Origin of the sequence: Staphylococcus sp. HMSC057A08 (assembly GCF_001812925.1) — a bacterium.
In the GTDB taxonomy this organism is placed as follows: Bacteria; Bacillota; Bacilli; order Staphylococcales; family Staphylococcaceae; genus Staphylococcus; species Staphylococcus hominis.
In genome coordinates this window covers 1-254 of the sequence record NZ_KV810848.1, presented here as the reverse complement: position 1 = coordinate 254, position 254 = coordinate 1, and the positions used below count along the sequence as shown (strand labels likewise).

1 protein-coding gene is annotated in these 254 nt (G+C 26.0%); it reads left to right on the top strand.

Annotated elements, in window-relative coordinates:
* Positions 1-97: 97 nt before the first annotated feature.
* The coding region (locus tag HMPREF2881_RS12025) for a DUF3847 domain-containing protein (protein WP_256279933.1) at positions 98-254 on the top strand (157 nt) is incomplete at its 3' end.

The following is a 254-nucleotide window of genomic DNA, read 5'->3' as shown; positions in this document are numbered from 1 at the left end:
ATTGAAGAATTTAATAAAGATATCGAACAAAATAGCAGCGACGAGAACAAGGAAAATTTAACAGAAGACAAAATTAACTAGAATAGTAAGTGATATGATGAATGATTTTAAAAATCTCAAAAAAATAAATGGTGAAATTGAAAAAGCAGAATTAAGAAAACATAGATTAAAAAATTTAGATAGAAAAGAAAGAGCACATAGACTGATTCGAAAAGGCGCCATGCTTGAAAAATATTTTGAATGTGAACATTTAA